General features: G+C 69.9%; 25 protein-coding genes and 3 tRNA genes. 6 read left to right on the top strand and 22 right to left on the bottom strand.

The genetic code is table 11. The features are described from left to right. Window positions 1–145: 145 nt before the first annotated feature. Entirely contained in the window at window positions 146–1,939 is a 1,794-nt protein-coding gene (locus tag NMN56_RS11315; protein ID WP_274044122.1) for a DAK2 domain-containing protein, read from the bottom strand. 254 nt (window positions 1,940–2,193) lie between these two features. Here NMN56_RS11315 and rpmB point away from each other — a divergent pair, with 254 nt between their 5' ends. Continuing rightward, a complete protein-coding gene (gene rpmB / locus NMN56_RS11310; RefSeq protein ID WP_274044123.1) occupies window positions 2,194–2,379 on the top strand; it encodes a 50S ribosomal protein L28 in 186 nt (61 codons plus the stop codon). 216 nt (window positions 2,380–2,595) lie between these two features. Here the strand turns inward: rpmB and thiD are convergent, their stop codons facing one another. Together thiD and NMN56_RS11300 are read right to left on the bottom strand one after the other, a co-directional pair. After that, window positions 2,596–3,399 (bottom strand): bifunctional hydroxymethylpyrimidine kinase/phosphomethylpyrimidine kinase, encoded by an 804-nt coding sequence (gene thiD / locus NMN56_RS11305; RefSeq protein WP_274044124.1) that lies wholly within the window; start codon window positions 3,397–3,399, stop codon window positions 2,596–2,598. A 34-nt stretch (window positions 3,400–3,433) separates the two neighbouring features. Next, window positions 3,434–4,483, bottom strand: coding sequence for a thiamine-phosphate kinase (locus NMN56_RS11300; protein ID WP_274044125.1), 1,050 nt, complete (start codon window positions 4,481–4,483; stop codon window positions 3,434–3,436). Window positions 4,484–4,652: 169 nt separating this feature from the next. Between NMN56_RS11300 and NMN56_RS11295 the strand changes: the two genes are divergently transcribed. Then, complete coding sequence (locus tag NMN56_RS11295) at window positions 4,653–4,886, top strand: Lrp/AsnC family transcriptional regulator (RefSeq protein ID WP_274044126.1); 234 nt, start codon at window positions 4,653–4,655, stop codon at window positions 4,884–4,886. 55 nt (window positions 4,887–4,941) lie between these two features. Then, a complete protein-coding gene (locus NMN56_RS11290; protein WP_274044127.1) occupies window positions 4,942–5,412 on the top strand; it encodes a DUF3515 domain-containing protein in 471 nt (156 codons plus the stop codon). A gap of 79 nt (window positions 5,413–5,491) precedes the next feature. Here the strand turns inward: NMN56_RS11290 and NMN56_RS11285 are convergent, their stop codons facing one another. Genes NMN56_RS11285 through NMN56_RS11275 form a run of 3 tightly spaced genes read right to left on the bottom strand, consistent with a single transcriptional unit; the run spans window position 5,492 to window position 8,538 of the window. Next, window positions 5,492–6,628: a D-alanine--D-alanine ligase family protein gene (locus NMN56_RS11285; protein ID WP_274044128.1), complete on the bottom strand. Its 1,137-nt coding sequence runs from the start codon at window positions 6,626–6,628 to the stop codon at window positions 5,492–5,494. A gap of 57 nt (window positions 6,629–6,685) precedes the next feature. Further along, complete coding sequence (locus NMN56_RS11280) at window positions 6,686–7,687, bottom strand: NAD(P)H-dependent glycerol-3-phosphate dehydrogenase (RefSeq protein ID WP_274044129.1); 1,002 nt, start codon at window positions 7,685–7,687, stop codon at window positions 6,686–6,688. Further along, on the bottom strand, window positions 7,684–8,538 hold the full coding sequence (locus NMN56_RS11275) for a lysophospholipid acyltransferase family protein (protein WP_274044130.1): 855 nt from the start codon (window positions 8,536–8,538) through the stop codon (window positions 7,684–7,686). Before NMN56_RS11275 ends, NMN56_RS11280 begins: the two co-directional genes overlap by 4 nt. Window positions 8,539–8,791: 253 nt before the next feature. On the opposite strand from NMN56_RS11275, the gene cofC reads away from it, so the two are divergent. Together cofC and NMN56_RS11265 are read left to right on the top strand one after the other, a co-directional pair. Further along, a complete protein-coding gene (gene cofC / locus NMN56_RS11270) occupies window positions 8,792–9,424 on the top strand; it encodes a 2-phospho-L-lactate guanylyltransferase (RefSeq protein ID WP_274044257.1) in 633 nt (210 codons plus the stop codon). Between the two features lie 110 nt (window positions 9,425–9,534). Next, window positions 9,535–9,738 carry a hypothetical protein gene (locus NMN56_RS11265; RefSeq protein WP_274044131.1) on the top strand — a complete coding sequence of 68 codons (204 nt, stop codon included), beginning with the start codon at window positions 9,535–9,537 and terminating at the stop codon, window positions 9,736–9,738. Window positions 9,739–9,868: 130 nt separating this feature from the next. Here the strand turns inward: NMN56_RS11265 and NMN56_RS11260 are convergent, their stop codons facing one another. The 4 genes from NMN56_RS11260 to leuC all read right to left on the bottom strand — a co-directional run bounded on the left by NMN56_RS11260 (window position 9,869) and on the right by leuC (window position 13,230). Beyond that, on the bottom strand, window positions 9,869–10,525 hold the full coding sequence (locus NMN56_RS11260; protein ID WP_274044132.1) for an HU family DNA-binding protein: 657 nt from the start codon (window positions 10,523–10,525) through the stop codon (window positions 9,869–9,871). 125 nt (window positions 10,526–10,650) lie between these two features. Then, complete coding sequence (locus NMN56_RS11255) at window positions 10,651–10,905, bottom strand: SCO5555 family protein (RefSeq protein WP_274044133.1); 255 nt, start codon at window positions 10,903–10,905, stop codon at window positions 10,651–10,653. A 286-nt stretch (window positions 10,906–11,191) separates the two neighbouring features. Continuing rightward, window positions 11,192–11,785, bottom strand: coding sequence for a 3-isopropylmalate dehydratase small subunit (leuD, locus tag NMN56_RS11250; protein ID WP_274044134.1), 594 nt, complete (start codon window positions 11,783–11,785; stop codon window positions 11,192–11,194). Between the two features lie 5 nt (window positions 11,786–11,790). Further along, window positions 11,791–13,230 carry a 3-isopropylmalate dehydratase large subunit gene (gene leuC / locus NMN56_RS11245; protein ID WP_274044135.1) on the bottom strand — a complete coding sequence of 480 codons (1,440 nt, stop codon included), beginning with the start codon at window positions 13,228–13,230 and terminating at the stop codon, window positions 11,791–11,793. A 167-nt stretch (window positions 13,231–13,397) separates the two neighbouring features. On the opposite strand from leuC, the gene ndgR reads away from it, so the two are divergent. Further along, the gene (gene ndgR / locus NMN56_RS11240; protein WP_274044136.1) at window positions 13,398–14,114 is read left to right on the top strand and encodes an IclR family transcriptional regulator NdgR; all 717 of its coding nucleotides are present in this window, start codon (window positions 13,398–13,400) and stop codon (window positions 14,112–14,114) included. Window positions 14,115–14,329: 215 nt separating this feature from the next. Here the strand turns inward: ndgR and NMN56_RS11235 are convergent. The 12 genes from NMN56_RS11235 to NMN56_RS11180 form a co-directional block, all read right to left on the bottom strand. Continuing rightward, a tRNA-Glu gene (locus NMN56_RS11235) sits at window positions 14,330–14,402 on the bottom strand. Window positions 14,403–14,438: 36 nt separating this feature from the next. After that, a tRNA-Glu gene (locus NMN56_RS11230) sits at window positions 14,439–14,511 on the bottom strand. Window positions 14,512–14,550: 39 nt separating this feature from the next. Continuing rightward, window positions 14,551–14,622: transfer RNA gene (locus NMN56_RS11225), tRNA-Gln, on the bottom strand. Between the two features lie 165 nt (window positions 14,623–14,787). Further along, window positions 14,788–16,302 carry a glutamate--tRNA ligase gene (gene gltX / locus NMN56_RS11220; RefSeq protein WP_274044137.1) on the bottom strand — a complete coding sequence of 505 codons (1,515 nt, stop codon included), beginning with the start codon at window positions 16,300–16,302 and terminating at the stop codon, window positions 14,788–14,790. Next, a complete protein-coding gene (locus NMN56_RS11215; RefSeq protein ID WP_274044138.1) occupies window positions 16,295–17,077 on the bottom strand; it encodes a fumarylacetoacetate hydrolase family protein in 783 nt (260 codons plus the stop codon). Before NMN56_RS11215 ends, gltX begins: the two co-directional genes overlap by 8 nt. 293 nt (window positions 17,078–17,370) lie before the next feature. Continuing rightward, window positions 17,371–17,964 (bottom strand): GTP-binding protein, encoded by a 594-nt coding sequence (locus NMN56_RS11210; protein WP_274044139.1) that lies wholly within the window; start codon window positions 17,962–17,964, stop codon window positions 17,371–17,373. Beyond that, a complete protein-coding gene (locus tag NMN56_RS11205; protein WP_274044141.1) occupies window positions 17,945–18,634 on the bottom strand; it encodes a DUF742 domain-containing protein in 690 nt (229 codons plus the stop codon). Before NMN56_RS11205 ends, NMN56_RS11210 begins: the two co-directional genes overlap by 20 nt. 140 nt (window positions 18,635–18,774) lie before the next feature. Beyond that, on the bottom strand, window positions 18,775–19,188 hold the full coding sequence (locus NMN56_RS11200) for a roadblock/LC7 domain-containing protein (RefSeq protein ID WP_274044258.1): 414 nt from the start codon (window positions 19,186–19,188) through the stop codon (window positions 18,775–18,777). A 10-nt stretch (window positions 19,189–19,198) separates the two neighbouring features. Further along, window positions 19,199–22,393: a sensor histidine kinase gene (locus NMN56_RS11195; RefSeq protein ID WP_274044142.1), complete on the bottom strand. Its 3,195-nt coding sequence runs from the start codon at window positions 22,391–22,393 to the stop codon at window positions 19,199–19,201. Between the two features lie 445 nt (window positions 22,394–22,838). Beyond that, on the bottom strand, window positions 22,839–23,432 hold the full coding sequence (locus NMN56_RS11190) for a GTP-binding protein (protein WP_274044143.1): 594 nt from the start codon (window positions 23,430–23,432) through the stop codon (window positions 22,839–22,841). A gap of 58 nt (window positions 23,433–23,490) precedes the next feature. Further along, window positions 23,491–23,886 (bottom strand): DUF742 domain-containing protein, encoded by a 396-nt coding sequence (locus tag NMN56_RS11185; RefSeq protein WP_274044144.1) that lies wholly within the window; start codon window positions 23,884–23,886, stop codon window positions 23,491–23,493. A 67-nt stretch (window positions 23,887–23,953) separates the two neighbouring features. Next, on the bottom strand, window positions 23,954–24,367 hold the full coding sequence (locus NMN56_RS11180; RefSeq protein ID WP_274044259.1) for a roadblock/LC7 domain-containing protein: 414 nt from the start codon (window positions 24,365–24,367) through the stop codon (window positions 23,954–23,956). Window position 24,368: the final 1 nt, after the last annotated feature.

The raw sequence follows: 24,368 nt of genomic DNA, 5'->3' as shown, positions 1-24,368 counted from the left end.
CCTTTGCCTCGTACGCGGGGTCCGTTGCTTCGTGCCTCGTACGCGGGGTCCGTTGTATGCGGCCGTTCGGCGCCGGAGTCCGTGCCGGGTCGGATCAGAACAGGTCGGAACGGGTCGGATCAGGTCAGGCCAGGCCAGGTCAGGTTCACTCGACGCCGATGAGGAGCGGTGCCGAGCGCTGGCGGCCCTCGTAGACGACGGTGTCGACGGCGAGGTGGGTCCTGCGGACGTACGCCTCCAGTGCGTCCGTCAGGCCGTGGGGCGCCCCTTCGCCGAGGACCAGGGTGACCATCTCGCCGCCCGCGGCGAGCATGCGGACGAGTACGTCCATGGCGACCTGCCGGATGTCGGCGCCGATGACGGCGACATCGCCCTCGACGAGTCCGAGTACGTCCCCTGCCTGGCAGATCCCGGCCATGGTCCACGACTCACGTGCGGCGACGGCCACTTCGCCGTAGCGCGTGGCCCCTGCCGCCGACGTCATGGTGACCACGTCCTCGTCGAAGTGGCGTTCGGGCTCGTGCACGGCGAGCGCCGCGAGGCCCTGTACGGCGGCGCGGGTGGGGATGACGGTGGCCCGTACGCCCTTGGCGCGCGCCGCCTCGGCCGCGCGCGCTGCGGCCGGGTGGAACTCGGCGCCGTTGGGGAGCAGTACGACCTCGGCGGCTCCCGTGGCGCTCATGGCGGCCAGCAGCACGTCGCCCCTCGCCGCGTCGGAGGCCGGCACCACGGTGGCGCCCGCCTGGCCGCACAGCCCGGCGAGACCGTCTCCGGGGACGACGGCGACGACGGCACGGGCCGGTACCGGTGCGCGGTCGGCGCCGTCGGTGCCGGCACAGGGCTCGGCGGCGCCGTTGCCTGGCAGGTGCGCGATACGGATGCGGTACGGGCGGCCCGCGGCGATGCCCGCCTCGACGGCTGCGCCCGCGTCGGCCACATGGACGTGCACGCTCCACAGCCCGTCACCGCCGCCGATGACGAGGGAGTCGCCCAGGGGGTCGAGTGCCTCGCGGAGCGCCTGGACGGCCTCCGGGCCCGCCGCCTCGATGAGATACATCACCTCGAACTCAGGGAAGGCGGCGGCGCCGGGGCCTTCGGGCGCTTCCGCCTGCCCCGCGCTCCTCCCGGCCGGGGGCGCGGAAACCGGCTCCCCTATGGCGGGCTCCCGTGTCCTGGACTCCCCCGCCGCGGGCTCCGTAACGGCCTTCCCCTCGGGTGCCTCCCCGCCGGGTGCCTCCCCTGCGGGCAGGGAGGCGCCCGCGTGTGCCGTGTCTCCGCGCAGCGCTGCCCGCAGGGCGTCCAGGAGCGCGGTGAGGCCCACGGCGCCCGCGTCGACGACGCCCGCCCGGGAGAGCGCGGCGAGCTGGTCAGGGGTGGCGGCCAGCGCGGTACGGGCGGCGGCGACGGGATCCCGGCCGTCCTCGGCGGCTGCGGCAGCCGCTGCGGCGACGGTGAGCATCGTGCCCTCCACGGGGTGCGCGACCGCCGCGTACGCCGCATCGGCACCGCCCCGCAGTGCCCGCGCGAGGGGGGCGTCCCCGGGCGCCGCGAGGCCCTGGGCCATGCCGCGCAGGTACTCGGCGAGGATCGTGCCCGAGTTGCCCCGCGCGTCCAGCAGGGCGGCCCGTGCCATGGCACGCAACGCCCCCGCGCCAGCGTGCTCCCCGTCTCGCGTGCCCTCCCCGTCCTGCGTGCCCTCGCGGCCCTCCCTGTCCACCGCGGCCTCCTCGGCCCCTGCGGCCCCCGCAGCCCCCTCGGCCTCCGCGTACGGGGCCGCGCCCGCCGCTGCCTCGAAGGTGAGGCACAGGTTGGTGCCGGTGTCGCCGTCGGCCACGGGGAAGACGTTGATCGCGTCCATCCGCGCGCACTCCGCGCGCAACGCCTCGCGCCCGAGGGCGCACCATCTGCGTACCGCGAGGGCGTCGAACGGGTGCGGCACGTGAAGGACCTCCTCCGGATGGCTGCGGTGCGGGGGAAGGCTAGTCCCGCACGGGGCGGAATCCCAGGTCGGGGGCGGGGTGGGGGGACCAGGTTTCCCTGTTCGAGACCGGCCGTTGTATGCTGCTCCGGTTGCCTGATCCGAACGTCGAGTTCTGGATGGGGCAGCATTTCCCCCCTGGCACTGCCGGTCATCCAATGATCTTGCGTCGCCGGGATTCACCGTACGTGTATCTGAAGTCTTTGGAGTGACCCGTGGCTGCGAACTGCGACGTCTGCGGCAAGGGGCCGGAGTTCGGCAACAACATCTCCCACTCGCACCGCCGCACCCGCCGTCGCTGGAACCCGAACATCCAGCGCGTGCGTGCCGTGGTCGGCGGGACGCCGAAGCGCCTCAACGCCTGCACCTCGTGCATCAAGGCCGGCAAGGTCACGCGCTGACGTCCTGGACGTATTGCAGCGCGGCCACCTAGCTGGCAGCTGAACAACGGAAACCGGTCCGCCTCGTGCGGGCCGGTTTTTCTGTGCCCGCACCCTTTCCGCACCCGTACCGAGGACGCCTGTACACCCCTGCCCGTACCGAGGGCGCCCATACGCTCCGGGCCCGTACCAAGGGCGCCCGTACGGCCGTGCGGGCGCCCTCCGGTGGCCAGGGCCCTAGCGGAGGCGCCAGCCGTGGTCGACCGGGCCGAGTCCCGAGCCCAGTGGGAAACCGGCGGCTATGGCGCCCGTGGTGTACTCCTTGGCCGCCCGGGTGGCGTCCGGCACGGACATGCCCATGGCGAGGTGGGAGGCCAACGCGCTCGCGAGGGTGCAGCCGGTGCCGTGGGTGTGCCGGTTGTCGTGGCGGGGCGCGCGCAGCCAGTGCTCCTCCGTGCCGTCCGTGAGCAGGTCGACGGCCTCTCCCGGCAGGTGGCCGCCCTTGATGAGCGCCCAGCGCGGCCCGTGGGCGAGCACGGCGGCAGCCGCCTCCCGCATGTCGCCCTCGCCCTCCACCTGGACGCCCGTGAGCTGCGCCGTCTCGTCCAGGTTGGGAGTGACGACGGTGGCGACGGGCAGCAGCTTGGTGCGTACGGATTCCACGGCCTCGGCGGCGAGCAGCGAGTCGCCGTGCTTGGAGACGCCGACCGGGTCGACGACCACAGGGGCCGGGGTCTCGGCGAGCAGCCCGGCGACGGTCTCCACGAGCTCGGCCGAGGCGAGCATGCCGGTCTTGACGGCGTGCACGCCGATGTCGTCGACGACGCTGCGGTACTGCGCGCGTACGGCTTCGACGGGAAGTTCCCAATAGCCCTGCACGCCAAGGGAGTTCTGCGCGGTGACCGCCGCGATCACACTCATGCCGTGGGTGCCCAGCGCGAGCATCGTCTTGAGGTCGGCCTGGATGCCGGCGCCGCCGCCGGAGTCGGATCCGGCGACGGTCAGTACGCGGGGCAGCGGGTGCGAGGGCGGTGTGTTCATGTCCACGACGGTACTCACCCGCGCACGGTGGCACTCACTCGTCCGCGATGTCCCCGAAGTGGTCCCATCCGCCGGCCTTGTCCCAGGGCGCCCCGTCCACCGTGACCTGGGGCAGCGCCGACGGCGCCAGTACGGTGCCGATCTTCCGCCAGCGCGCGGGAAGTTTCTGGTCGGAGGGGAAGGTGGCGACGATCGCGTGGTCCTCTCCCCCGGTGAGCACCCACTGGAGCGGGTCGATGCCGACGGCCTGACCGATGTCGGACATCTGCGCGGGGATGTCGAGTGCGGCGGAACGCAGGTCGATACGGACCTTGCTGGACTCCGCGATATGGCCCAGGTCGGCGACGAGTCCGTCGCTGACGTCGGTCATCGCGGTGGCGCCGAGCCCCGCGGCGGCCGGGCCGGCGTGGTACGGGGGTTCGGGGCGGCGGTGCGCCTCGACGAAGGCGCGGGGCGAGCGGAAGCCGCGCGAGAGCACGGCGTGCCCGGCCGCCGACCAGCCGAGCCACCCGGTGACGGCGACGACGTCGCCGGGGCGTGCTCCCCCGCGGGTCACGGGCTCCTTGTTGCGCAGATCCCCGAGCGCGGTGATGGAGACGGCGATGCTGTCGCCGCGCACCACGTCACCGCCCACGACGGCGGCAGCCGCGACCTGGGCCTCGTCGCGGATGCCGTCCATCAGCTCCGTCGGCCAGTTGGCGGGGAGTTCGGCGGGCACGATGAGGCCGAGGAGGAGGGCGGTGGGCACCGCGCCCATGGCGGCGATGTCGGCGAGGTTCTGCGCTGCGGCCTTGCGCCCGACGTCGTACGCTGTTGACCAGTCGCGGCGGAAATGCCGCCCTTCGATGAGAATGTCGGTGCTGGCGACGACCCGGCGGTCGGGGGCCGCGACCACGGCCGCGTCGTCACCGGGCCCCACACGTACGGCGGGGGTGGAGGTCAGCCGGGAGGTCAGTTCCCGGATCAGCCCGAACTCCCCCAACTCCCCCACGGTGCCCGGGGTTCGCCCCGGTGCGTGGCCGTGGGAAGCCTCCGCGCCGGAGGGAGAATACTCAGGCGCGGTGCCGCCGTTCAGATCCCGCATGGGTGTGCCCCTTCGCTCACTTCGCTCGTCATGCGTTGTCGTCTCGTTCACATTGCTCGCCTCACGCGCCGTACTCGCCGCTCTGCGGGGCTCCCGACAGGTGGGGGGACGCGGTACGGTGGCGTCTCTTCTCGCCCCTCATGATCCTCACAGCCCCCCTGGAGGTTCCGTGGTACAGGCGTACGTCTTGATCCAGACAGAGGTCGGCAAGGCTTCGACCGTCGCAGAGATCGTCTCCAAGATCCCCGGCGTGATCCAGGCCGAGGACGTCACAGGTCCGTACGACGTGATCGTTCGGGCCCAGGCGGACACGGTGGACGACCTCGGTCGCATGGTGGTCGCCAAAGTGCAGCAGGTGGATGGCATCACCCGCACCCTGACCTGCCCCATAGTGCACCTCTAGGCCCCCGTATGCTCGCCCGGTGAGCTTTCGTCGCCGGGCATCCTCTCGAACCTTCATGACCGCGCCCGCCGCCGTGTTCGGGCTTGTCGGCCTGGTCACGGCCGGCTGTTCGGTCTCGGACGACGGTGCGGGCCCCGCGGTTCCCCGCCCTTCGGGGAAGGCCGCCGACATGTGCCGCACGCTGCACACCGAGCTGCCGAAGCACGTGGACGGACAGGCGCGCGGCACCACGGAGTCGAAGTACACGGCCGTGTGGGGCGACCCGGCCATCGAGCTGCGGTGCGGGGTCGGGCGCCCTCAGAAGCTCACGCCCGGCAGTGAAGAGTACAACCCCACCTCCGAGGCCGCGGAGGTGAACGGGGTCTCCTGGCTGCTGGAGAAGCGGGACGGCGGCTACCGCTTCACCACCACGGACCGTACGGCGTATGTGGAGTTGACCGTGCCGGACGACTACGCGCCCGAGGTGAACGCGCTCACCGATCTGGGGACCGCCGTACGCCGGTCGGTGCCCAAGCGCTCCGGCTGATCCGGGCCACCCCGCCGCACGGGGGACGCGCCGTCACCGGGCGCCGTGCGCCGTGCGCGGCCGTCCCCGTCTGCGCCGGCTAACGCAGCCCGGTCGGGCGGCGCAGTGCCGCCTGGATGAGGCGGTCGACCAGCTCGGCGTAGCTGACGCCCGTCTCCTGCCACATGCGCGGGTACATCGAGATGGGGGTGAAGCCCGGCATGGTGTTGATCTCGTTGATGACGAACTCGCCGTCGTCCGTGAGGAAGAAGTCGGCCCGTGCGATCCCCTCGCAGGAGACCGCGTCGAAGGCGCGTACGGCCAGCTCACGCACGCGCGCCGTCTCCTCCTCCGTCAGCGGCGCCGGGACGATGCCGGAGGCCGAGTCGATGTACTTGGCGTCGAAGTCGTAGAAGTCGTGAGCGCTCACGGGCGGGATCTCGGCGGGCACGCTCGCGCGCGGCCCGTCCTCGAACTCCAGCACCCCGCACTCGATCTCGCGCCCGGTCAGCAGCGACTCCACGATGATCTTGGGGTCGTGGCGCCGTGCCTCCTCGACGGCCTCGTCGATCCCGGCCAGGTCGCCGACCTTGGTGATCCCCATCGAGGAACCGGCGCGTGACGGCTTCACGAAGACCGGCCAGCCGTGCTCGGCCGCGAAGTCCACGATCTTCTTGCGCGCCGCAGCCGGGTCGTTCTCCCACTCGCGCGGGCGCACCGTCACATACGGGCCGACGGGCAGCCCGAAGGAGACGAAGATCCGCTTCATGTACTCCTTGTCCATGCCGACAGCCGAGGCCAGCACGCCCGCGCCGACGTACGGCACCCCGGACAGCTCCAGCAGCCCCTGGAGCGTGCCGTCCTCGCCGTACGGGCCGTGCAGCACGGGGAAGACGACGTCGACCTCGCCCAGCGCCTTGGGCACCTGCCCCGGCTCGGTGTGCACGACCTCGCGGGCGCCGGCGTCGATCGGCAGCAGCACCCCGCCCGTGTCGGACTCGGACAGCTCCGCGACGCTGGGCAGCTTCCGGTCCTCGATGGCCATACGGGCCGGATCGTCGGAGGCCAGCGCCCAGCGGCCTTCCGTGGTGATGCCGATGGGCAGCACCTCGTACTTGTCGCGGTCGATGGCGCTCAGCACGGCGCCGGCCGTGAGGACGGAGATCGCGTGTTCGGAGCTGCGTCCGCCGAAGACGACGGCGACGCGGGGCTTCTGAGGGGGGCTCTGGCTGCTCATATCGCTGGGACTTTACCTCGTCGTCCTGACGCGGCCACGACGGACGTCTCCGTACCGTCAGACCCGTTCGGGTTTGGCGCTGCGCGCCATCAGTTCCTTGAGCGCGACGTGCGGGGGCTTGCCGTCGTGGACGATGCCGACGACGGTCTCGGTGATCGGCATCTCGACGCCGTGCCTGTGGGCCAGGTCGAGCACGGATTCACAGGACTTGACGCCCTCCGCGGTCTGCTGGGTGACCGCGATGGTCTCCTCAAGCGTCATGCCCCGGCCCAGGTTGGTGCCGAACGTGTTGTTCCGTGACAGCGGCGAGGAGCAGGTGGCGACGAGGTCGCCCATGCCGGCGAGGCCGGCGAAGGTGTGCGCCTCGGCGCCCATCGCGAGGCCGAGCCTGGTGGTTTCGGCGAGTCCGCGGGTGATCAGGGACGCCTTGGAGTTGTCGCCCAGACCCATGCCGGCCGCGATGCCGACGGCGAGAGCGATGACGTTCTTGACCGCGCCGCCCAGCTCGCAGCCGACGACGTCGGTGCTGGTGTAGGGGCGGAAGTACGGGGTGTGCGAGGCGCTCTGCAACCGCCGGGCCGCCTCCTCGTCGGAGCACGCGGCGACGGCGGCGGCCGGCTGGCGTGCGGCGATCTCCTTGGCGAGGTTGGGCCCCGTCAGGACGGCGACCCGCTCGGCCGGGACCTTGGCGACCTCCTCGACGACCTCGCTCATGCGCTTGGCCGTGCCGAGTTCGACGCCCTTCATCAGCGAGACGAGCAGGGTGTCGGGGTGCAGCAGCGGAGCCCAGGACTCCAGGTTGCCGCGCAGGGTCTGCGAGGGGACGGAGAGAACGGTGAACTCGGCGTCGCGCGCCGCCTCCGCCGGATCGGTCGTAGCGCTTACGTGCGCGGGCAGTTCGAGGCCGGAGTGGTAGTCGGGGTTGCGGCGCGTGGTGTTGATCGCCTCGACGACTTCGGCCCGGCGCCCCCACAGGGTCACCTCACATCCGGCGTCGGCGAGCACCATCGCATAGGCGGTGCCCCAGGAGCCGGTGCCGAATACGGCGGCTTTCCTCACGCGTTCTTCTCTCCCTCTACTGCCTCGGGCTCCATGGCCGCTGCCTCCGGCTCCACCGTCCCGCCCGCTGCCGGCGCCTGGTCCGGCCGCTTCTGTTTGAGCCTGCGCTGCTCACGCCTGCGCGCGACCGCCTTGCGGTGGTCGTAACGCTCGGCAGGCACGGGCTCGCCCCTGATGCCCGAGAGCTGCTCGGTCACCGCGTCCATCATGACGTCCGTGACCTCGCGCAGCACGTCGGCTGTCGGCTCGCAGCCGTAGAAGCGCGACAGGTCGACAGCGGGCCCTGCCTGCACCGTCAGCGTCTTACGGGGGAAGAGCCGCAGCCGCTTGCTCTTGGCGTACGGCGGCATCGCCAGGTTGGCGCCCCACTGGGCGACGGGGATGACGGGCGCCCTGGTGAGCAGCGCGACGCGGGCCGCGCCCGTCTTGCCCGCCATGGGCCACTGCTCGGGGTCACGGGTGAGCGTGCCCTCGGGATAGAAGGCCACGCACTCACCGCTGTTGATGGCCTCGACGGCGGCACGGAAGGCGCCGACCGCGTCGGTGGACTCGCGGTAGACGGGAATCTGCCCCGTACCGCGCATCACGGCGCCCACGAAACCGCCCTTGAACAGGCCGACCTTCGCGAGGAAACGGGGCACCCTGCCGGTGTTGTACTGGTAGTGCGCGTACGACAGCGGGTCGAGATACGAGTTGTGATTGACGACCGTGATAAACCCGCCGTCGTCAGGAATATGCTCCATTCCACGCCAGTCCCGCTTGAAGAGCAGGATCAGCGGCGGTTTCGCCAATGCCGCAGCAAGCCGGTACCAGAAGCCGATCTTCCTGGGTTTGCCATCACTCCGCGACATTGCTCGCCCCCTTTTGGTCCGCATTCCCGGCCGAAGGCCCGTGGGTTGCTACCGGGGTGGACGCAGTACGGCGGGACACCCGGACACCATCTCCTCTGGGGGCGAATCGACAACCGCACAAGTGTCGCTGCGGAGTGCCTCTCTGTCGAGCACACTGTCCGTCCCCCACTGTCGTGCACACCGTAACCCCACCCTCGTGGGGGCGGCCCGGCAGCAGGCGACAATGGGGCCGATGCAGCCACATGTGACGCCCGTGGCGTGGACCCTCGTGGTGCCGCTGAAGCCTCTGATACGGGCCAAGAGCAGACTCGCGGACGCCGCGACCGGCACCACACGCCCCGGGCTCGCGCTGGCGTTCGCGCAGGACACGGTGCGTGCGGCGCTCGCGTGCCCGGCCGTGAGCGGTGTGGTGGTTGTCACGGACGACGAGCTGGCGGCCCAGGAGCTGGCGGCGCTGGGCGCGCGCACCGTCCCCGACGCGCCGGGCGGGGGCCTCAACGCGGCGCTCGTACACGGCGAGGCGACCGTGCGTGCCGCGGACCCGCTGGCGGCCGTCGCTGCGCTGAACGCGGATCTCCCCGCGCTGCGGCCCGCCGAATTGGAGCGCGTTCTGAATACGGCTGTCCGCTTTCCCCGCGCTTTTCTCCCCGATGCCGCCGAAATCGGTACGACGCTGTTGTCCGCACTGCCGGAGAACCCTCTCCTCCCCGCATTCGGCGGCCCTTCACGCGCGCGCCACCGCGCTTCGGGCGCCGCGGAGATCGGCATTTCCGGGGTGCCGAGCGTGCGGCAGGACGTGGATACGGGGGACGATCTGCGTGCGGCGGGAGAGCTGGGGCTCGGCGCGTTCACCTCGGCCTTGCTGGCCGGTCCCGTACGCGGTTGAAGCGCTCAGGAGCCGCGTCCTCGCGCTCTCCTCCACTCCCCCGGCTGCCGCGGTTGTTCGCACCTGCGCTCCCCCGCTGCGGCGGCTGCGCTGCCGGTAGGCTGCGCGCCATGCAGGCCACGGCGTACACGTACGATCCCTCGTCCCGCTCCGGCAGCGTGCTGCTGGACGACGGCACTCCGCTCCCCTTCGACACCGCCGCTTTCGACGCGGGCGATCTGCGGCTGCTGCGCCCCGGACAGCGGGTGCGCATCGAGACGGAGGGCGAGGGCGAGGCCAGGCGCGTCACGTTCGTGACGCTCCAGACGATGTGAGGCGCCGAACGGTGCGGCCCTGAACGCGGCCCCGGACGCGGGGCACAGGGCGCGCACAACGGCCGCGGGCCGGGCTCCCCCGAGGGAGCCCGGCCCGGCGCTGCCACGCGCGGCCTGTGCCGCGTCTCGCTTATCGCCTGCGGGAGGCGGTCTTCTTGGCGGTGGTCTTGCGCGCCGCCGTCTTGCGCGCGGGAGCCTTCTGAGCGGTGCTCTTGCGCGCGGGAGCCTTCTTGGCGGTGGTCTTCTTGGCCGTTCCCGTCTTCTTCGCCGGGGCGGACTTCTTGGCTGTGGTCTTCTTTGCCGTGGTCTTCTTCGCGGGGGCCGTCTTCTTGGCCGTGGTCTTCTTGGCGGTGGTCTTCTTCGCCGGGGTGGCCTTCTTGGCCGTGGTCTTCTTCGCCGCCCCTGTCTTCTTCGCCGTCGCCTTCTTCGCCGCGGCCTTCTTGGTGGTGGTGCCGCCGGAGAGGCTGCCCTTGGGGGCCTTCTTCACCGCGACGTCGTTCTTCGGGAGCTTCTTCGCCCCGCTCACCAGGTCCTTGAAGCCGGCGCCCGCGCGGAAGCGGGGAACCGAGGTCTTCTTGACCCGTACCCGCTCTCCTGTCTGCGGGTTGCGGGCGTAACGGGCCGGCCGGTCGACCTTCTCGAAAGAGCCGAAGCCGGTGACCGAAACACGCTCCCCCATCACCACTGAGCGAACGATTGCATCGAGTACGACGTCGACCGCGTCCGCGGCCTGCTGACGTCCACCGAGCTGGTCTTGGATTGCTTCGACGAGCTGCGCCTTGTTCACGTCTTCCCCTTCGGAGACATTGCTGGAACGAATCTGTTCAAGCTTTTTCGCACGTTAGGCAGATATATACCGCAAATCAAACACGAAACGGGCGAATCACCCTTGTGCCGCAACGAACTCGACCTTCACGGAGTTCCGTCAACACGCACGTCCCCCTGCCCCGCAGGGAATCTTCCCTCGTCGATGTCTGCCATCAGACGCTCCAGACGCCGTTCCGCATCGGCGAGATCGTGCTTCGAAGCCGCGGTGACCACGAGCAGCTTCCGGGTCAGTGCGACCCGTGCGCTCTCCGGGACTTGCGGGGAGCGCACTCGCGAATGCGCTTCCTTCAGTCGGGCGGCGAGTCGGTCGTAGAGCTCTAGTTGACCGTCGCGTTCCATGCGGTGATTGTGCCATCTGGGGTGAGTTGTCGCTTCCAGCGGGGGGAAGTATTGGGGGAGGTGGCGCCAACTCCGCTGGTCACAGCCTTAGTTGGCGCGTCGCAGTGGATCCCTTCCCAACGGATCGCATGCGACACCGTTCCTTAGTACGAAAGGAACCGGCGCTCAAGATTAATTCACGTCATTCATTCACGCACGCGCGTCCGCACCGCACCCGCACAGACCCCCCACACAGCGCCGCGCCCCCGCCGGTCGGCGGGGGCGCGGTCGTGCTGCTGAAGGTGGCTCAGGCGGTGAGTGTGCGGGGCTTGAAGGCCGAGCGCGACGACTCGAAATCCGCGATGGCGTCCTCGTTCTTCAGGGTGAGGCTGATGTCGTCGAGCCCCTCCAGCAGACGCCAGCGTGCGTTCTCGTCCAGCTCGAAGTCCGCCTCGATGCCTGCCGCGAGAACCCTGCGGCTCACGAGGTCAACGGTCACCTCAGCCGTGGGGTCGGCCTCCGTGAGCTGCCACAGAGCCTCCACGGTCTCCTGCGGGAGCACGACCGTGAGCAGGCCGTTCTTCAGCGAGTTGCCCCGGAAGATGTCGGCGAAGCGGGAGGAGACGACGGCCTTGAAACCGTAGTTCTGCAGGGCCCAGACCGCGTGTTCGCGGGAGGAACCCGTACCGAAGTCGGGGCCGGCCACCAGGACGGTGGCGCCCGTGTAGACGCCCTGGTTGAGCACGAAGTCGGGGTTCTTGCGCCACGCCTCGAAGAGGCCGTCCTCGAAACCGTCGCGTGTGACCTTCTTCAGCCAGTGCGCGGGAATGATCTGGTCGGTGTCGACGTTGCTGCGGCGCAGCGGTACGGCCCGGCCCGTGTGTGTGGTGAAGGCTTCCATCGCTCTCAGACTCCCGCTGGCGTGCGTGCTGCTGACTGGGTGGGGTCGGACAGGTCGGCGGGCGAGGCCAGATGCCCCAGCACCGCTGTGGCGGCGGCGACCTGGGGCGAGACCAGGTGGGTGCGACCGCCCTTGCCCTGCCTCCCCTCGAAGTTGCGGTTCGAGGTGGAAGCGGCGCGCTCACCCGGCTGGAGCTGGTCGGGGTTCATGCCCAGGCACATCGAGCAGCCGGCGTGCCGCCACTCAGCGCCCGCCTCGGTGAACACCTTGTCCAGGCCCTCCTCGACGGCCTGGAGCGAGACCCGTACCGAACCGGGGACGACGAGCATCCGCACGTCGTCGGCGACGCTGCGGCCCCGGATGACCGCGGCGGCCGAACGGAGGTCCTCGATACGGCCGTTGGTGCACGAGCCGACGAACACGGTGTCCACGGAAACGTCACGCAGCCGCTGGCCCGCGCTCAGCCCCATGTACTCCAGCGCCTTCTCGGCCGCGAACCTGGCGCTCTCGTCGGAGAAGGACTCCGGATCGGGAACGTCGGCCGACAGCGGCACACCCTGGCCGGGATTGGTGCCCCAGGTGACGAACGGGGCCAGCTCCGTCGCCTCGATGACGACCTCGTGGTCGAAGACGGCGTCCTCGTCGCTGCGCAGCGTCTTCCAGTACGCGACGGCCGCGTCCCAGTCCTCGCCCCTGGGCGCGTGCTCGCGCCCCTCCACATAGGCGAAGGTGGTCTCGTCCGGGGCGATCATCCCGGCGCGCGCGCCCGCCTCGATGGACATATTGCAGATGGTCATCCGCGCCTCCATCGACAGCTTCTCGATGGCCTCGCCGCGGTACTCGATGACATAGCCCTGGCCGCCGCCGGTGCCGATCTTCGCGATGATGGCGAGAATCAGGTCCTTGGCCGTCACGTCCTCGGGCAGTTCGCCGTTGACGGTGACCGCCATCGTCTTGAACGGGGCCATCGTCAGCGTCTGCGTGGCGAGCACGTGCTCGACCTGTGAGGTGCCGATGCCGAACGCGAGGGCGCCGAAGGCACCGTGCGTGGAGGTGTGGCTGTCGCCACACACCACGGTCATCCCCGGCTGCGTCAGACCGAGCTGCGGCCCCACCACGTGCACGACACCCTGCTCGACATCGCCCAGCGGGTGCAGGCGCACGCCGAAGTCGGCGCAGTTCTTGCGCAGCGTCTCCAGCTGCGTGCGCGAGACGGGGTCCGCGATGGGCTTGTCGATGTCGAGGGTCGGGGTGTTGTGGTCCTCGGTGGCGATGGTGAGGTCCGTACGCCGCACGGCACGTCCCGCCTTGCGGAGCCCGTCGAACGCCTGCGGGCTGGTCACCTCATGGAGCAGGTGCAGATCGATGAAGAGAAGGTCCGGCTCGCCTTCCGCGCGCCTGACGACATGGTCGTCCCAGACTTTCTCCGCGAGTGTCCGTCCCATCGCTTTCCCTCCGGCCGGCAACGTCGCCGACCACATGTCGAGATCATTTCCACCTCCCCCGGCCTGTGGCCGGAGGACCCCCAGGAGCGGTGGCCGTCTGTACAGGTTGGCGGGTCGAGAGGAAAATTGAACTTGCGTTTCACACTTTGAGACGCAAGTATCGACGCATGGACAACTCTAGCGGCGTCGGCGTTCTCGACAAGGCGGCTCTGGTACTGAGCGCTCTGGAGTCAGGACCGGCCACCCTCGCCGGGCTGGTCGGGGCGACCGGTCTCGCGCGCCCCACGGCGCACCGGCTCGCGGTGGCGCTTGAGCACCACCGCATGGTGGGCCGCGACATGCAGGGGCGCTTCATACTCGGCCCCCGTCTCGGCGAGCTGGCAGCCGCGGCCGGCGAGGACCGGCTGCTCGCATCGGCCGGCCCCGTACTCACGCACCTACGGGACGTGACGGGCGAGAGCGCACAGCTCTACCGCCGCCAGGGCGAGATGCGTATCTGTGTCGCCGCCGCCGAGCGTCTCTCGGGGCTCAGGGACACCGTTCCCGTCGGCTCGACGCTCCCCATGAAGGCGGGCTCGGCAGCGCAGATCCTGATGGCCTGGGAGGAGCCCGAGCGGCTGCACCGGGGCCTCCAGGGCGCCCGGTTCACCGCGACGGCGCTCTCGGGCGTACGGCGCAGGGGCTGGGCCCAGTCGATCGGTGAGCGGGAGCCGGGCGTGGCCTCCGTCTCAGCGCCCGTACGCGGCCCCTCCAACCGCGTGGTGGCCGCCGTGTCCGTCTCAGGACCCATCGAGCGCCTGACCCGCCACCCCGGCCGCATGCACGCGCAGGCCATCGTGGACGCGGCGGCCCGTCTGAGTGAGTCGCTCCGGCGGCCCAACTAGGTTCTGTCCGGCGACGCTTGCCGCACGGCCCTGTGCGTCGCCGGGCAGGGGCGCACCCTGTGCGCACCTCGCCGGCCGCGGCTGCTCCCCCAGCGCAACGGGTTGAACGCTGCTCGGGCCGGGCCCAGTTGGCGCTTCCGGCCGTTCCGCTCGCGCACGCGCCGCGCACACGAAGAAGGCCCCGCACCTGCTGGTGCGGGACCTTCGTGGTCGAGTACCCCCGACCGGATTCGAACCGGCGCTACCGCCTTGAGAGGGCGGCGTGCTAGGCCGCTACACAACGGGGGCCAACCTGGATTCCATGCCTTGCGGAACGGAAATCCGTACCCCCGACCGGATTCGAACCGGCGCTACCGCCTTGAGAGGGCGGCGTGCTAGGCCGCTACACAACGGGGGCCTCGATCTTGTGCGACTTGGAAGAAGAGCACTGATCGTGCTGGGCTACCAGGACTCGAACCTAGACTAACTGAACCAGAATCAGTCGTGCTGCCAATTACACCATAGCCCACCAAAATGCAAGTTCCTTGATGGACCTTGATTGAGGTGACCGCCTCTCGGTCGGGCTATTTCGGCCCGCCCCGTTCGGCGACAGGAAGAACATTACCCGATGGGGGACGGTGCTCCAAAACGGGTTCCGGCGGGACCAGGCCGTTTGGCCCGGTCCCGGACCGGGTCAGGCCGTCAGCTTCTCCAGCGCCCTGTCGATGCGCGCCAGGGTGCGGTCCTTGCCGAGCACCTGGAGGGACTCGAAGAGCGGGAGGCCCACCGTGCGGCCTGTGACCGCCACACGTACGGGGGCCTGGGCCTTGCCGAGCTTCAGGCCGTGCTCCTCGCCTGCCGCGAGCACCGCTTCCTTGAGGGCTTCGGGGGACGTCCAGTCCGCCGGCTCCAGCTTGGCCCGTGCCGTGCGCAAGAGGGCGTCCGAGCCCTCCTTCATCGCCTTCTGCCAGGACTTCTCGTCCTCGACCGGCTCGTCGAGGAAGAGGAAGTCGACGTTGGCGGTGATGTCGGAGAGGACCGTGAGGCGGGTCTGCGCCAGGGGGGCCAGCTCCTCGAAGGCCGCCTGGGAGAAGTTCTCCTCGGGCCACGGCGCGTACGGGGCCTTCAGCCACGGGGCGCAGGCCGCCGTGAAGTCGGCGACCGGCATCTCGCGCAGGTGCGTGGCGTTGATGGCCTCGCACTTCTTCAGGTCGAAGCGCGCGGGGTTGGCGTTCACGTCGTGCACGTCGAAGGCGGCGATCATCTCGTCCATGGAGAAGATGTCGCGGTCCTCGGAGAGCGACCAGCCAAGCAGGGAGAGGTAGTTGAGCAGGCCCTGGGGCAGGAAGCCGCGCTCCCGGTAGAGGTTGAGCGAGGACTCGGGGTCGCGCTTGGAGAGTTTCTTGTTGCCCTCCCCCATCACGTACGGGAGGTGCCCGAACTCGGGGACGAGGCCCTTGCCGACGCCCAGTTCGGCGAGTGCGCGGTACAGCGCGATCTGGCGCGGGGTCGAGGAGAGCAGGTCCTCGCCGCGCAGGACGTGGGTGATCTCCATCAGCGCGTCGTCGACCGGATTGACCAGGGTGTACAGCGGAGCGCCGTTGGTGCGCAGGATGCTGTAGTCGCTGACGTTCTCGGGCTGGAAGGTGATCTCACCGCGCACCATGTCGGTGAACGTGATCGGCTCGCCGGGCATCCGGAAGCGGACGACGTGGCTGCGGCCCTCCGCCTCGTACGCGGCGATCTGCTCGCCCGTGAGGTCACGGCAGTGGCCGTCGTAGCCGGACGGGCGGCCCTCCTTGCGTGCCTGCTCGCGGCGCTGCTCCAGCTCCTCGGTCGTGCAGTAGCAGGGGTAGGCGTAGCCGCCCTCCATGAGCCTGCGCGCGACGTCGGCGTAGATGTCCGAACGCTGCGACTGGCGGTAGGGCTCGTGCGGGCCGCCCCCCGCGACGAAGGAGCCATCGGAAACAGTGGGGCCCTCGTCCCAGTCGAGGCCCAGCCAGCGCATCGCTTCGAGCAGCTGCTCGTAGGACTCCTCGGAGTCGCGGGCAGCGTCGGTGTCCTCGATGCGGAAGACCAGGGTGCCGCCGGTGTGGCGGGCGTACGCCCAGTTGAAGAGGGCCGTACGGACCATGCCCACATGGGGGTTGCCGGTCGGGGAGGGACAGAAACGTACGCGGACGTCGCTGCCAGCGGTCGCGTTAGTCACGCTTGATCACCTTGTTGGTGAGAGTGCCGATGCCTTCGATGGTGACGGCGACCTCGTCGCCGACGTTCAGGGGGCCGACACCCGCCGGGGTGCCGGTGAGGATGACGTCGCCGGGGAGCAGCGTCATCGCCTCGGTGATGTGCACGACCAGGTCCTCGATGGAGCGGATCATCTCGCTGGTGCGGCCGAGCTGGCGCTGCTCGCCGTTGACGGTGCACATGATGCCGAGGTCGGAGGGGTCCAGCTCGGTCTCGGTCCAGGGGCCGAGCGGGCAGGCTCCGTCGAAGCCCTTGGCCCTGGCCCACTGGTTCTCGGTGCGCTGGATGTCGCGCGCCGTGAGGTCGTTGGCGCAGGTGTAGCCGAGGATGACGTCCTTCACGCGCTCGCGGGGCACGTCCTTGCAGAGGCGGCCGATGACGACCGCCAGCTCTGCCTCGTAGTGCAGTTCGGAGGAGAAGGACGGGTGGACGACCGGGTCGCCCGAGCCGATGACCGAGGTCGAGGGCTTGAAGAAGGTGACGGGGGTGTCGGGGACCTCGTTGCCCAGCTCCTTGGCGTGCTCGGCGTAGTTCCTGCCGATGGCCACGACCTTGTTGGGAAGGACGGGCGGGAGGAGGCGGGCCTTGCTCAGCGGGAGCTTCTGGCCCGAGCGCTCGAAGTCCGCGAAGGGGTGGCCCTTGATGATGTCCAGGACGGGGCCGCCTTCTGTGCTGGCGTCCCCCTCGACCACCCCGAAGCCGACGTTTCCGTCTAGGGAGAATCTGGCGATGCGCACGGGGTTCCTTCGCTGGGGTTTGCGGATGACACCCCAGCGTATTCCACCGGCCGTGGGGGGCGGCGCGGGCATTTGCCCGGCTGCCTGCCGCTGTCCCCCGGGCGCCCCGCAGGGGCGCGGGAAACTGCGCGACCGGCCACGGCGCGGGCCGAGGCCGACAACGCCGGCGCCGGACCACGGACGTGTGTCGCGCCCCCGCACGGACCTCCCGGCCACGAGCGACTCCCGCGAAGGCGTGCCTCGCCACGCAGGCGACCCCCGGCGAAGGCGTGCCCGCTCAGCGCAGCGGACCCTCAGCGCAGGCGGGCCATGAGGGCGTGCTCGACCAGGGTGATCAGCGCGCTCTTGGCGTCGGCTCTGTGGCGCGCGTCGGTGGTGATGATGGGGGCGTCGGGGCCGATCTGCAGGGCCTCGCGGACTTCCTCCGGGGAGTACGGCTGGTGTCCGTCGAAGCCGTTGAGGGCGATGACGAAGGGGAGGCCGCTGTTCTCGAAGTAGTCGACGGCGGGGAAGCAGTCGGCGAGCCTGCGCGTGTCCACGAGGACGACGGCGCCGATCGCGCCGCGTACGAGGTCGTCCCACATGAACCAGAAGCGGTCCTGTCCTGGCGTACCGAACAGGTAGAGGATCAGGTCCTGGTCAAGGGTGATCCGTCCGAAGTCCATGGCGACCGTCGTGGTCGTCTTGTCCGCGGTGTGCGTGAGGTCGTCGATCCCCGCGGAGGCGGAGGTCATCACGGCCTCGGTGCGCAGCGGGTTGATCTCCGAAACCGCGCCGACGAAGGTCGTCTTGCCCACGCCGAAGCCACCGGCCACCACGATTTTCGCGGAGGTCGTGGAGCGGGCTGTATCCCCGACGGGCCCGCCGCTAGAGCTTGCGAAGTCCACTGAGCACCCTTTCGAGCAGTGTCACGTCTGGCTGGCCGTCGGCGCTGGTCTCGTCGCCGCCGGGCTGGTGAATGGCGACCAGTCCGGCCTCGGCCAGGTCGGCGACGAGGATCCGGGCGACGCCGAGCGGAATGGTCAGAAGTGCGGAGATCTCGGCGACCGACTTGATCTCGTAGCACAGGCGGCAGATCCGCTGGTGCTCAGGGAGCTGGCCCTGGAGCTGCGCGGAGGCTGCCGTGGTGTGCACCAGTGCCTCGATGGCGAGCTGGTAGCGGGGACGGGTCCGGCCACCCGTCATGGCGTACGGGCGCACCAGCGACTGCTGGGGCTGCTGCGACTGCTGGTCACCGCGCCTGGCGGAGCCTGCGGCCTCCCGGTGCGCGGGCTGCACCGGTTGAATGCGGGAGTGCTGAGCGCGGCGAGGCTGCGGCGGCGGCTGCGGTGAGTGCGGCTGCTGGTGCGGAGGCTGCTGCCGGTGTTGCGGCGGCTGCTGCTGGTTCGGCGGCTGCTGCTGCGACTGCTGCTGTGCGTACTCGCTGGGCGTGGAGGGGAAGTTGAAGCGGTTCAGGTAGGGCGACTCGCCACCGGAGGCGGCCGGAGCCTGCTCGTCCTGCTGCCGGTGGTCACGGCCATGGCCGTACGACGACGGACCTCCTGGGGGCGTTGCCACGTTTCCTCCTCCGACTCACGGACATACGGGCCGTTGCGTTCTTGGCTGTCCCTGTTCGCTCAACGCTCCTGCTCGGCACCGCGTCCCCGCACTTTATGGCGCGGAGACGCAATGCGCACTGCCTGTCTGATGGTTGTGCCCTAGTTGAGAAGGCTGCCTTGCAGTTCAGCGCGGAGGTCCGGGGTGAGGACACTCCCCGCGCGGTCCACGAGCAGAGCCATCTCGTATCCGACAAGACCGATATCGGCCTCCGGGTGGGCGAGGACCGCGAGCGAGGAGCCGTCCGAGACGGACATGATGAAGAGGAAGCCGCGCTCCATCTCCACCACCGTCTGGTTGACCCCACCGCCCTCGAAGATGCGAGAGGCGCCCGCGGTCAGCGAGGTCAGCCCTGAGGCGACCGCCGCCAACTGGTCAGCACGGTCCCTCGGGAAGCCCTCGGACATCGCGAGCAGAAGTCCGTCGGCGGAGACCACCACTGTGTGGGACACCCCTGGGGTGTTGTCCACGAAGTTGGTGATCAACCAGTTCAGGTTCTGCGCCGCCTGGCTCATCGGGCTCACACTAACGCTCCTGATCGTAGGTGCTGCCGGGGCCGAAGCCCTGTCGGTCATTCTGGTTGGCGTCGCCCGCTGTACGTCCTCGGCGGACGCCACGGTGCAGGTTGCTCAGTCTGCCGCGCACATCCTCCGGCGCGCGGGAGACCGAGGCACCGCTGTGCGGGCTCTCTTCCGCGGCACCCTCGACCAGGTTGGCCCTGGGCACCCGCCGCGGCAGGCCGGACGAGGTGACGCCGCCGGCCTGCGGGTCACGCAACTGGCCCGCCTTGTCCCAGAGTTCGTCGTTAGAAGTACGCCGGTAGGTTCCGGTTTCCTCCTGGGACGACTGTTCCTGGAGAGACTCGGGCGGGTTGCCCAAGCCTTCGGGGTGGGCCTGATGCTGCGCTCCCTGACCCCCGTCGAGCGGTGATCGCACCGGCTCACGGCGCGGAAGGCCCGCGCCGGTAGTGGAGCGGAAACTGCTCGGGAGGGGGCCCGGACGGTCGAAGCCTACGCGGTCACCCTCCCCCTCGTGAACGCCGGGAGCAGATTCCGCTTCCAGCTGCGAGGAGCTGTACTGCCCTTCGTACGCGGCCTGTTGGGGCTGACCGAACTCCGGTGCGGACTCCGGTGCGCCCTGGTCGTACTGCTGCGGGTACGCGTCGTACGGACGGGCGTGCGCCGGGTCGTGGGACGGCCGGCCGTACTCCTGCCCGGGCGCCGGCTGCTGACCGTAACCCTGCTCGGGCGACTGCGGCGCATGGCCCTGCCCGTAGGAGGGGTCGTACGTCGCGCCGTACGAGGGGTCGTAGGACGTGTCGTAGGGCTGCTGGTACTGCTGCGGCTGCTGCTGGCCCTGGCCGCCGGGGAGTTGGGGCTGTTCGGCCTGCTGCTGGGACTCCAGCGCCGCGCGGCGTTCCTCGCGCAGGCGGGAGCGGCCGACGGGGCCGAGGGCCGACAGCTCGTCCTGGGGGCCGTAGCGGGTGTCGTCGAAGCCGAGGTCGGCGGCCGAGGGCGACGTGTTGTCGTACACCGCCTGGACGCGCGGCTGTTCGGGGACGATCCGCGAGACGGTGAAGTCCTCGTAGTCCTCGGGGGCGCCCTCCTCGCCGCCGCCTCCGTGGGTGATCGCGTCGGGCAGCATCACCAGTGAGGTGGTGCCCGCCTGCTCTCCCGAGGGGCGCAGCTGGACGCGGATACCGTGCCGGTCGGCGAGGCGGCCGACCACGAACAGGCCCATGCGCTGCGAGACCGCGGCGTCGACGGTGGGCGGGTTGGCCAGCTTGTGGTTGATGTCGGCGAAGTCCTCGGCGGTCAGGCCGATGCCCTTGTCGTGGATCTCGATCATCAACCGGCCGTCGGGCAGCCTGGTCGCGTTCACCCGCACCTTGGTCTGCGGCGAGGAGAACGACGTGGCGTTCTCCAGCAGCTCGGCCAGCAGGTGTACGAGGTCGTTGACGACCTGGCCGTGGATCTCCGTCTCGGGGACCCCGGTGACCTCGATGCGTTCGTAGTGCTCCACCTCGGAGGAGGCGGCACGCAGGATGTCGATCAGCGGTACCGGCTCGGTCCAGCGGCGGCCCGGCTCCTCTCCGGCGAGGACCAGCAGGTTCTCGCCGTTGCGCCGCATGCGCGTGGCGAGGTGGTCCATCCGGAAGAGGCTTTCGAGCTGGTCGGGGTCGGCCTCGTTGTTCTCCATGTCCGTGACCAGGGTGAGCTGCCGCTCGATGAGGCCCTGGTTACGGCGGGAGAGGTTGGTGAAGATCGCGTTGACGTTGCCCCGCAACAGCGCCTGTTCAGCCGCCAGCCGTACGGCCTCACGGTGCACCTGGTCGAAGGCGCGTGCGACCTCACCGATCTCGTCGCGGCTGGTGATCGGGATGGGCTGCACCCGGGTGTCGACGCGGCCCGGCTCCGTACGCGAGAGCTGGTCGACCAGCATCGGCAGCCGCTGCTCGGCGACGTCGAAGGCGGCGGTGCGCAGGGTGCGCATGCTGCGGCTCATCGAACGGGCCATCCGGCCTGCGATGACGAAGGCGAACAGCAGCGCGACCAGCACGACCGCGGAGTTGATGATGGCGTCGCGGAGCGCGTCGGCCGCGATCTGCTCGGTCTCCTCGACCGCGTGCCGGGTCAGCTTCTTCTCGATGGCGCGGTAGGCGTCGAAGGTGCCGGTCGAGGTGGCGGCCCAGCTCTCGGTCGTGATGCCCTCGGAGCGCAGCTTGCGCGGCCCGGCGCCGCCGCCGATCAGCTCGACCATCTTGTCCATGGAGGGCGGCGCGACGAACGGCTGCCCGGCGGCCGTGGCCTCCTCCTTGGCGGCGGCGACCTTCTTGCGGCCCTCGGCCTTGGCCTTGCCCAGCTCGCTCTTGAGCAGGTCCACGTCCTGCGGCCGGCCGCCCGAGCTGTACTCACCGAGCGCGATGCGCTCCAGGTAGTGGTACGAGGCCAGCGCGGTGAGCTGCTGCTCCTTGGACTTGGCCGAGGGGCCGGGCTTGATCATGAGGTGGGCGCCGAGCGCCCGCTGGAGGGACTCGGCCGCCTTGGCCAGGGAGATGGCGTAGACGGTGCGGCCGTAGGAGGTGACGTTGCCGGTGCCGAGGCCCAGTTCGTTGGAGAACTCCATCAGCGGGTGCTGGATGGTGACGTAGCCCTCTTCGGTCTTCACCCCGTCCATGCCCTTGGTGTACGCGGACTCGCGCAGGACACCGAGCCGTGGCTCGACCTTCTGGAAGGCGGCCAGCCGGCGCTTGAGGCCGGGGTTGTCCGGCATGTCGGAGACGGCCTGCTTGAAGTGCCGCGCCGCCTCGTCCGTCGCGTGCCGCGTGCTCTCCACCTCGGGGTCGTCCTTCTTGCCCTTGAGGAGGGGCTCGGCCGTGCGGTCGCGCTCGTCGATGAGCGCGTTGCCGTAGTCGGCCGCCGCCTCGACGAGTTCAGCGGTCCGCTGGGCCTCCCGCGCCTCCTGCCAGGTGGCGAAGTCCGACTCGACCTTGAAGCCGCCGAAGACCAGCGCGACGAGCACGGGTATGAGCAGGATCGCGTTCAGCCGGGTCGGCACACGCCAGTTGCGCACCGACATCCGGCTTCCGCCGCCACCCGCACCCTGGGGCTGCCCCGCGTACGGACCGCTCTGCGCTGCGGCGCGGGACTGCGGCGGCGTGAAGTTGCCCCTCGACTCTCCCCGGGCCTGCGGTGCTGAGCCCGCCTTGGTTCGCCTCACTCGACTTCTCACCTCTCGGCGCTCGGCGCCCCCTGATCAGCTTGCGCCGTTCACTACTGCTGAGTTCAGGGAATTCCAGCACGTCAGACCCGCTCCCTCCAAACACTCGACGAATACGCGCGGGTACGGAAGTGGTCCAAGGAAAAACGGGCATTGGGGCCGTGCTGCGCCAAATACCCAAAGAATCGTGCGCAGAGTGAGACGTTCCGCTCGCCTCGCGTGTTCACACGGGCTCAATTGCCTGCCGAAACGTTATGAAGGCGAGTCCGGACATGGCGAAGAACACAGCCGGACCGACGGGTTCCGACGGTCGGCCGTGGGCCGTGCCGCCGGGAATGTCCCGGTCCGCTGTGTGGGCAATCCGCGGCCCGCTCCGCCTACTTGATCAGGGGTGCGGGCGGGCCGCCCTCGGCTGCTTCCTGCTCCAGGTCCCTACATCTGGTCCCTACTTCAGGCGGGCGAGCAGTGCGTGCTCGACGAGGGTGATCAATCCGCTCTTCGCTTCGGCGCGGTGACGCGCGTCGGTGATGATGATCGGGGTGTCGGGGCCGATCTGGAGGGCCTCACGGACCTCCTCGGGCGAGTAGGGCTGGTACCCGTCGAAGCCGTTGAGTGCGATCACGAAGGGCAGTCCGGAATTCTCGAAATAGTCGACGGCGGGAAAGCAGTCGGCCAGTCTCCGGGTGTCCACCAGCACAACGGCGCCGATCGCACCGCGCACCAAGTCGTCCCACATGAACCAGAATCGGTCCTGACCCGGCGTACCGAACAGATACAGGATCAGATCGTCGTCCAGGGTGATACGGCCGAAATCCATGGCCACCGTTGTGGTGGTCTTGCCCGCCGTGTGCGTGAGGTCGTCGATCCCCGCCGAGGCCGAGGTCATCACGGCCTCGGTACGCAGCGGGTTGATCTCCGAGACCGCGCCGACGAACGTCGTCTTGCCCACGCCGAAGCCACCGGCCACCACGATCTTCGCCGAGGTCGTGGCGCGTGCCGTGGTCGGCATGCCGTATCCCTGCTGGCTCGCCTGTCCCATGGAGCCCATGGGGCCCACGGGAGGGGCCGGCTGCCTGCCTGTCGGGTCCATCTGCGGGCTAGAGCTTGCGAAGTCCACTGAGCACCCTTTCCAGCAAGGTCACATCGGGGGTGCCACCGGGCTCCGCACCGCCGCCGGGCTGATGGATGGCGACCAGGCCGGCTTCAGCCAGGTCGGCGACAAGAATGCGGGCCACCCCCAGCGGGATGGCCAGCAGTGCGGAGACCTCCGCCACCGATTTGACCTCGCGGCACAGGTGGCAGATCCGCTGGTGCTCGGGGAGCAGCCCCTGAAGCTGCATCGGGTCCGCGCTCGTGCTCACGAGGGCCTCGATGGCGAGCTGGTAACGCGGACGCGTTCGGCCACCCGTCATGGCGTACGGGCGAACCAGCGGCTGGTCACCTTCACCGCCGTACGAACCGTACGGGTCAGGAGAGGCGGGCGGCGGGGTCATGGCTCCTCCGAGCGAGGCATGTGGTCGGCGGACGGACTGTGGTGCTCAAGTGGGGGGAGCGTGTGGATCAGTTGAGAATGCTTCCCTGGAGTTCCGCGCGGACGTCCGGTGTGAGTACCGTTCCAGCACGGTCCACCAACAAGGCCATCTCGTACCCGACGAGACCGATGTCGGCCTCGGGGTGCGCGAGAACGGCGAGCGAGGAGCCGTCCGAGACGGACATGATGAAGAGGAAACCTCTCTCCATCTCCACCACCGTCTGGTTGACCGCACCGCCCTCGAAAATGCGGGACGCGCCCGCGGTCAGCGAGGTCAGCCCCGAGGCAACCGCGGCCAATTGGTCGGCACGGTCCCTCGGGAAGCCCTCGGACATGGCCAGAAGCAGGCCGTCGGCGGAGACCACCACCGTGTGCGACACCCCTGGGGTGTTCTCCACGAAGTTGGTGATCAACCAGTTCAGATTCTGCGCGGCCTGGCTCATC

The sequence above is a fragment of the Streptomyces iconiensis genome (assembly GCF_028657195.3).
GTDB lineage: Bacteria > Actinomycetota > Actinomycetes > Streptomycetales > Streptomycetaceae > Streptomyces > Streptomyces iconiensis.
This window is presented reverse-complemented; position numbering and strand designations above follow the sequence as displayed.

What these genes read in the sequence shown, in the direction of transcription:
- thiD (WP_274044124.1), bottom strand. Translation starts at nt 3,399, where the DNA reads ATGAACACACCGCCCTCGCACCCGCTGCCCCGCGTACTGACCGTCGCC.
- NMN56_RS11300 (WP_274044125.1), bottom strand. Translation starts at nt 4,483, where the DNA reads ATGCGGGATCTGAACGGCGGCACCGCGCCTGAGTATTCTCCCTCCGGC.
- NMN56_RS11290 (WP_274044127.1), top strand. Translation starts at nt 4,942, where the DNA reads ATGACCGCGCCCGCCGCCGTGTTCGGGCTTGTCGGCCTGGTCACGGCC.
- NMN56_RS11285 (WP_274044128.1), bottom strand. Translation starts at nt 6,628, where the DNA reads ATGAGCAGCCAGAGCCCCCCTCAGAAGCCCCGCGTCGCCGTCGTCTTC.
- NMN56_RS11275 (WP_274044130.1), bottom strand. Translation starts at nt 8,538, where the DNA reads ATGTCGCGGAGTGATGGCAAACCCAGGAAGATCGGCTTCTGGTACCGG.
- NMN56_RS11265 (WP_274044131.1), top strand. Translation starts at nt 9,535, where the DNA reads ATGCAGGCCACGGCGTACACGTACGATCCCTCGTCCCGCTCCGGCAGC.
- NMN56_RS11255 (WP_274044133.1), bottom strand. Translation starts at nt 10,905, where the DNA reads ATGGAACGCGACGGTCAACTAGAGCTCTACGACCGACTCGCCGCCCGA.
- leuD (WP_274044134.1), bottom strand. Translation starts at nt 11,785, where the DNA reads ATGGAAGCCTTCACCACACACACGGGCCGGGCCGTACCGCTGCGCCGC.
- leuC (WP_274044135.1), bottom strand. Translation starts at nt 13,230, where the DNA reads ATGGGACGGACACTCGCGGAGAAAGTCTGGGACGACCATGTCGTCAGG.
- ndgR (WP_274044136.1), top strand. Translation starts at nt 13,398, where the DNA reads ATGGACAACTCTAGCGGCGTCGGCGTTCTCGACAAGGCGGCTCTGGTA.
- NMN56_RS11200 (WP_274044258.1), bottom strand. Translation starts at nt 19,188, where the DNA reads ATGAGCCAGGCGGCGCAGAACCTGAACTGGTTGATCACCAACTTCGTG.
- NMN56_RS11190 (WP_274044143.1), bottom strand. Translation starts at nt 23,432, where the DNA reads ATGGGACAGGCGAGCCAGCAGGGATACGGCATGCCGACCACGGCACGC.
- NMN56_RS11185 (WP_274044144.1), bottom strand. Translation starts at nt 23,886, where the DNA reads ATGACCCCGCCGCCCGCCTCTCCTGACCCGTACGGTTCGTACGGCGGT.
- NMN56_RS11180 (WP_274044259.1), bottom strand. Translation starts at nt 24,367, where the DNA reads ATGAGCCAGGCCGCGCAGAATCTGAACTGGTTGATCACCAACTTCGTG.